At 68.7% G+C, this 6,615-nt stretch carries 5 protein-coding genes and 1 tRNA gene; 4 read left to right on the forward strand and 2 right to left on the reverse strand.

All coding sequences use genetic code 11. The annotated features are described in order from the left end of the window. Window positions 1–60 precede the first annotated feature (60 nt). Complete coding sequence (locus JQ586_RS17910) at window positions 61–1,041, reverse strand: NAD(P)H-dependent glycerol-3-phosphate dehydrogenase (protein ID WP_212395918.1); 981 nt, start codon at window positions 1,039–1,041, stop codon at window positions 61–63. A 195-nt stretch (window positions 1,042–1,236) separates the two neighbouring features. Beyond that, window positions 1,237–2,310 (reverse strand): tRNA (adenosine(37)-N6)-threonylcarbamoyltransferase complex transferase subunit TsaD, encoded by a 1,074-nt coding sequence (gene tsaD / locus JQ586_RS17915; protein WP_212395919.1) that lies wholly within the window; start codon window positions 2,308–2,310, stop codon window positions 1,237–1,239. 204 nt (window positions 2,311–2,514) lie between these two features. On the opposite strand from tsaD, the gene JQ586_RS17920 reads away from it, so the two are divergent. The 4 genes from JQ586_RS17920 (at window position 2,515) to JQ586_RS17935 (ending at window position 6,528) form a co-directional block, all read left to right on the forward strand. Next, entirely contained in the window at window positions 2,515–3,246 is a 732-nt protein-coding gene (locus JQ586_RS17920; protein WP_212395920.1) for a uroporphyrinogen-III synthase, read from the forward strand. A gap of 121 nt (window positions 3,247–3,367) precedes the next feature. After that, window positions 3,368–4,579, forward strand: coding sequence for a hypothetical protein (locus JQ586_RS17925; protein WP_212395921.1), 1,212 nt, complete (start codon window positions 3,368–3,370; stop codon window positions 4,577–4,579). Window positions 4,580–4,600: 21 nt separating this feature from the next. Then, complete coding sequence (locus JQ586_RS17930; RefSeq protein ID WP_212395922.1) at window positions 4,601–6,361, forward strand: heme biosynthesis HemY N-terminal domain-containing protein; 1,761 nt, start codon at window positions 4,601–4,603, stop codon at window positions 6,359–6,361. Window positions 6,362–6,452: 91 nt separating this feature from the next. Further along, window positions 6,453–6,528 (forward strand) — tRNA-Thr (locus tag JQ586_RS17935). The last annotated feature ends 87 nt before the right edge of the window (window positions 6,529–6,615 follow it).

A 6,615-nucleotide genomic window follows, 5' to 3' on the forward strand; every position in this document is an offset into this window, starting at 1 on the left:
CCGCACGCTATTACGGCGCACCAGGGCCGTGAAGGGCCGCTCACCGTGTGGCTGGAATGCTCATCCTTCCGCCTTGAACGGCCGCGTCAGCAGGCCCTCGATCGCGTCATCGATCGTGAGCTTGTGAGCGAGGATCGCTGCGACGGCCCTTGAGACCGGCATGTCGATCTGCCTCGATGCGGCGAGCTCGACCAGCACCGGCGCGGTGAAGGCACCTTCGGCAAGCTTGCCGCTGGGCGCCGCCTCGCCGCGGCCGAGCGCGATGCCGAGCGCGAAATTGCGCGATTGCGCGGTCGAGCAGCTGAGCAGGAGATCGCCGAGACCCGAAAGCCCTGCCAGCGTCTCGGTGCGGGCGCCGCAGGCGCGGCCGAATCGCGCGAGCTCGCTGAACCCGCGCGTGGTCAATGCGGCGAGCGCGGAGGCGCCGAGGTCGCGACCGACCACGATGCCGGCGGCGATCGCCAGCACGTTTTTCGCCGCGCCGCCGATCTCGACACCGCGCACATCCGACGTGTGATAGGGCCGGAAGGTCGCCGAGCCGAGCGCCTGCACCAGGCTGATCGCGACGGTCTCGTCCTGTGCGGCGAGCGTCACCGCGGTCGGGAGTCCGCGCGCGACGTCGTCGGCGAAGCTCGGTCCCGACAGGATGGCGGGCACGGATTGCGGTGCAGCCTCCGCGATCACCTCGGTCATGAATCTGTGCGTGCCGTGCTCGATCCCCTTGGCGCAGGCGATGACGGGCGTGCGAGGCTTTATATGCGGCGCGACGTGGATGACGGCGGCGCGCAGATGCTGTGCCGGCGTTGCGGCCAGGATGATTTCCGCGTCTGCGGCAGTGGCGATATCCGAGGTCACGGTGATTGTGGGGTCGAGCCGGACGCCGGGCAGTTTTGGATTGGCGCGCGTCGCTTCGATCTGTGCCGCATGGGCAGCATTGCGCGCGTACAGCGTCACCTTGCGTCCGGCGCGCGCTGCGACGTCGGCCAGCGCGGTGCCCCACGCCCCGGCCCCGATCACGCTGACGGACTTGTGCGCGGGCATCGGGCTTGCTCTCTCAGTCTCCCTCTCCCCGCTCTTGCGGGGAGAGGGATGGGGTGAAGGGCTCCATCCGCGAGCGAGCCGAGTATTGAGGTCTGTGCCCCCTCACCCGGATTGCTCCGCAATCCGACCTCTCCCCGCAAGCGAGGAGAGGTGAAGCGGGGCGCATGCCGCGGTCCATATTCATCCTGATCAAACTCAATATCCGGCACGGCTGTTGGCGTAGCCGGCCGGCGCCTTCGCGCTGGCGTCGAGCAGCCAGCGGGCGCGGGGCGGGGCTTCCATCGTATCGGTCAGTCCGATCGCCAGCCGTTCGGCGCCGGCCCATGCGATCATCGCGCCATTGTCGGTGCAGAGCGCCGGCGGCGGGATGATCAGCGTGGTCTGCGCCTTCGCCGCGACATCCTGCAACGCGCTGCGGATGGCGTGATTGGCGGCGACCCCGCCGGCCGCGACCAGCGCGCGTGGCGTGCCGAACTGCTCCTGGAACAGTCTGAGGCCGACGCTCAGGCGGTCCGCGGTCGATTCGAGCACGGCGGCCTGAAAACTCGCGCAGAGATCGCTGACGTCCTGCGGTTCCAGCGGCTCCAGCCGGCTCGCCTCGTTGCGCACCGCCGTCTTCAATCCCGACAGCGAGAAATTGGCGTCCGGACGTCCGAGCATCGGGCGCGGGAAGGCGAACCGTGCCGGATCGCCGCCCGCGGCAGCGCGCTCGACCTGCGGCCCGCCCGGATATGGCAGCGACAGCATCTTTGCCACCTTGTCGAACGCCTCGCCCATCGCATCATCGACCGTGGTGCCGAGCCGCACATATTGTCCGACCCCGACCACCGCGACGATCTGGGTGTGGCCGCCCGAGGCCAGGAACAGGCAATAGGGGAATGCCAGCGCGCAGGTGAGGCGCGGCGTCAGCGCATGCGCTTCGAGATGGTTCACAGCGATCAGTGGCGTGTCGTGCACCATCGCGATCGCCTTCGCGGTGGTGAGGCCGACGATGACGCCGCCGATCAGGCCCGGGCCCGCGGCGGCCGCGACCGCCGACAATTGCGCGTAGCCGATTCCGGCCTGCACCATCGCGGCAGCTATGATGCCGTCGAGCAGGTCGACATGGGCGCGTGCGGCGATCTCCGGCACCACGCCGCCGAACCGGGCGTGCTCCTCGGTCTGCGAGTGCACGACGTTGGACAGGATCTTGCCGGAGCCGTCGCCCTGGCGCTCAATCACGGCGGCGGCGGTCTCGTCGCAGGTCGTCTCTATACCCAACACCAGCATCGATGGTTCGTTACCCAAATTCGGCCCTTGTGCTACGAGCATGATCCGGACCGGGAACCGGTCTTCCGATCAGATGTTCCTTCCGGGGTAGCATTGCGAGGTCTCAAAGTGCAATCGCCAGAGCGTTTTCGAGCGAAGTGGGTACCGGTTCGCGTCAAGACAACGCGTCTAGACAGGTCTCACCTGCAGCTGGAGCCCTGACCCGTGACGGTCCTGGTCACACGTCCGCATCCCGACAATGAGGCAACCCGCGCAAACTTGCGTGCGCGCGGCTTCGACGCGCTTTTGGCCCCGATGTTGCGTTTCGAGCCCCTGCCGTACCATGACGACGACGACGTCGAGTATGACGCGGTGATCCTGACGAGTGCGAATGCGCTGCGCGCGATCGATAGTGCCGGCCAGCGGCTGTTGCATCTGCCGCTGTTCGCGGTCGGGGCGCACAGCGCCGACGCCGCGCGCACCGCCGGTTTCGGCAAGGTGATCGTGGGCAAGGGCGATGCCGGCGCGCTCCGCGATCTCGTGCTCGGCCGCATCAAGGCCGGCAAGCTGAAGAAGGGCGCGACGCTGCTCTACCTTGCCGGCGCCGACCTGTCCCGCGATCTCGCCGGTGAGCTCGGCGAGAAGGGTTTGACCGTCGTCACCCACACAACCTACCGGATGGCGCCGGTCACAAGCTTCCCGCCCGAGGTCTCCGACGCCTTCATGGCGAACGGCATCACGGCGGTGCTGCATTATTCCCGCCGCAGCGCGCGGGCTTTCCTGGACGCGGTGCGGGCCGGGGGGCTGGAGGTTTCGGCCTTGGCGCTGCCGCAATGCTGCATTTCAGCGTCGATAGCCTCCGTGCTCCATGACGCCGGCGCCACCCAGGTGGTGGTGGCGGCGTCCATGGACGAGGAGGCGCTGCTGGACGCGCTGGCACGCGCCGTGCTGAAGTGACTGGCCTAATTCTTTCGTCTGAGCATGAAGTTGGCGAGCCCTCTCTTTTTTGGAACGTGCTCTAAGAACGCGGGCCGATTCTGCTACAATGCCCCACCTTCTGGTTTGAGGACCCCCCGCGATGGCTGACGACAGGCCCGAGGACACAGCACCGTCGCCGGATTCCCGGCCCAAGCGCGCGCCGCCGACCATCGATCTGGAGGCGACCGAAGTCGTGAGTGAGGCACAAAAGACCAGCGAGGCACCGAAAGCCGAGGAGACGACGTCCTCCGAGCATACCGAAGCGCCCGAAGCCGCTCCCCAACCCGAGCCGCACCCTGAGCCCGCCTCGGCGGGACCTGCGACCGAGCCACCGCGGCCGGTTTCGCCCTGGGTGGTGGCGCCCGTATCCGGCGCGGTTGCCGCCGCGCTGGTGATCGGCGTCGGCTGGCTGCTCGGCTGGCCGCAGGTCGTGCCTGCGCCGCAGCCCAATGCCGCCGCGATCGATAATCTCACCTCGCGCGTCGCTGGCCTCGAGACCAGGCTCGCCAGGCCGGCTGCCGCCGATCCCGCCGCAGCCGCGCATATCGATGCGCTCGACAAATCGATCGGGGCGCTGCGTAGCGATCTCGCCGCGACACGGTCGCAGGCGGACAAGCTCGCCGCCGCGGTCAATGATGCCAAGGCAGCGCCCCGCGCCGGTGCGGCGCCAGTGGATCTGGCCGCCATCACGGCGCGTATTGACAAGATCGAGAGCGCGGTCAAGACGCAGAGCAGCGAGATCGCAAAGCAGGACAACCGGATCGCCGACGTCAAGGCCGACGCCAAGCCGGCCGACGACACGCCGCTGCGCCGCGTGGTGGCGGCGTCGCTGCTCGACGTCGCGGTCCGCCATGGCGATCCCTATGCCTCCGCGCTATCAGCGGCGAAGACGCTCTCCGATGATCCCGACGCGCTGAAACCGCTCGAGGTCTTTGCCGTCTCCGGCGTGCCGAGCCCGAACGAGCTGTGTCGTGAGCTGGTCGAGATCATGCCGAAGTTGACGCCGCCCGCGACGGCGACGGCAGGCGGAGGCCTCGTCGATCGCCTGCAGGCCGGCGCCTCCGAGCTGATCCGCATCGAGCGGACCGACGCCAAGGGCACCGATCGAGGCAGCATCGTCGCGCGCATGACGTCGGCGGCCGTGCATAATGACCTTGCGCTGGCCGAGCGCGAATTGAAGTCGCTGCCGCCGGCTGATCGCACCGCTGCACAGGCCTGGATCGACCGGGTGGATGCACGCGGCGCCGCGCTCGGCGCGTCGCGCAAATTCGCCGACAACGCGATGGCGACCCTCGCCTCGGTTAATCAGTAAGTCTTTGCAGTAGGTCCCTTGATGATCCGGATCATTCTGTTTCTGCTGTTGATCGCGCTTGCTGCGGCGGGTGCGGCCTGGGTGGTCGATCAGCCCGGCGACCTCGTGATGAACTGGGGCGGCTTGCACCTGGTGTCCAAGCAGCCGGTGTTCCTGCTCGGCATCATCGTCGTCATCGCGATGTTCGCAGGCGTGATCCTGCGCGGGCTGTGGAAGATGCCGGGGCATATCCGCCGCGGCCGGCGCGAGCGGCGCCATGCCCGCGGCCGCCATGCCGTCACGCAAGGTCTGCTTGCGATCGGTCATGGTGATTCTTCGGCCGCCCGCGCCCATGCCGTGGTGGCGCGGCGCCATGCCGGAGGCGATCCGCTGACGCTGTTGCTGCACGCGCAATCCGCGCAGCTCGACGGCGACCACGACGGCGCGCAGCGCGCGTTCCGGGCGATGGCCGAGCGCGAGGACACGCGGCTCCTGGGCCTGCGCGGTCTCTTCATCGAGGCGCAGCGCGCCGACGATCCGGTCGCCGCCGTGATGCTGGCGGAAGAGGCGCTCAAGGTCTCGCCGTCGTCGTCCTGGGCGTCGCATGCGGTGCTCGGCTTCTGCTGCGCCAAGGGCGATTGGGCCGGTGCGCTGAAAATCCTCGACAACAATCAGAGCTCGGGCCTGATCGACAGGGCGACCTTTCGCCGGCAGCGCGGCGTACTGCTGACTGCGCGCGCGATGGAGCTCGAGACCGTCGATCGCGACCTGTCGCGCGAGAGCGCGATGGAAGCGATCAAGCTGGCGCCGACCTTGATCCCGGCGGCGGCGCTGACGGCCAGGTTCGAGAGCGAGGCGCATCAGGTGCGCCGCGCGATGCGCATCGTCGAGACCGCGTGGCTTGCCCAGCCGCATCCCGATCTCGCCGACGCATATGCGCATGTGCGGCTCGGCGATTCCGCGCGCCAGCGCCTGGTGCGCGTCGAGACGCTGGCAGCGAAGACGCCGGGGAATATCGAGGGCGCGCTGGCGATCGCGCGTGCCGCGATCGACGCCTCCGAATTCGCCAGGGCACGCGCCGCGCTGGAGCCGTTCATTGCGACGCCGACGCAGCGCGTCGCGCTGCTGATGGCCGAGATCGAGCGCACCGAGCATGGCGACAGCGGCCGGGCGCGAGCCTGGACCCTGCGCGCGGTGCGCGCGCTGCACGATCCGGTGTGGACCGCCGACGGCTATGTTTCGGACCGCTGGCGGCCGGTCTCTCCGGTCTCCGGCCGGCTCGATGCCTTCCAGTGGCAGACCCCGGTCGCGGCGCTACCGTCCGACAAGGGTGCCGCGATCGAGCCATCGCCGTTCGAGGAGGCGATGCTGGCTGCGCGCCGGGTCGAGCCGCCGAAGGAAGAGGTGGCCGTCGAGCCGCCGGCGCCGAAGCCGGTCGAGCCGGTCGAGGCGAAACCGGCCGAACCTGCAGAGACGCAACCGGTCGAGCCGGTGGTCCCGGCCGCCCAGGACAACGCCCCGCCGCCCGAGGCCGTCGTCGATGCGGAGCTGGCCCCGGCTTCGGCCGTAACAGCGCCACCGCCCGAATCAGCTGCTCCCGGCCCCGCCCCCTTGTTCCGCTCGAGGGCCGACCTGCCCAAGGCCACGCCGGCCCCGATCCCGCCCGTCATCCCCATCATCCGCGCCCCCGACGACCCCGGGATCGACGAGGATGGCGCGGTAGACGAGTTCGCGGAACAAATCGGCCCGCCCAAGGCCCAAATGGGCGGCTGGAAGGGATTTTTGTCACGCTGGGGAAGTTAAAGGCGTGGTTGGATAACCGCGTTTTCCTTGCCAATCGGGGCCATGCCCGATATCAGGTGGCACGCCTCACAAGGCCGTCGCCGAACGGTCCGCCGCAATAGCTCAGTCGGTAGAGCACGTCATTCGTAATGACGGGGTCGGGGGTTCGAATCCCTCTTGCGGCACCACTTCGCTCTGTGTCCAGCCCGGACACATAGGTAACGGAACGTACCTAAGACATGGGTGACAACCTCGTGCCGAACGGATTGTCGAGG

The sequence above is a fragment of the Bradyrhizobium jicamae genome, assembly GCF_018130215.1.
Classification (GTDB): Bacteria; Pseudomonadota; Alphaproteobacteria; order Rhizobiales; family Xanthobacteraceae; genus Bradyrhizobium; species Bradyrhizobium jicamae_A.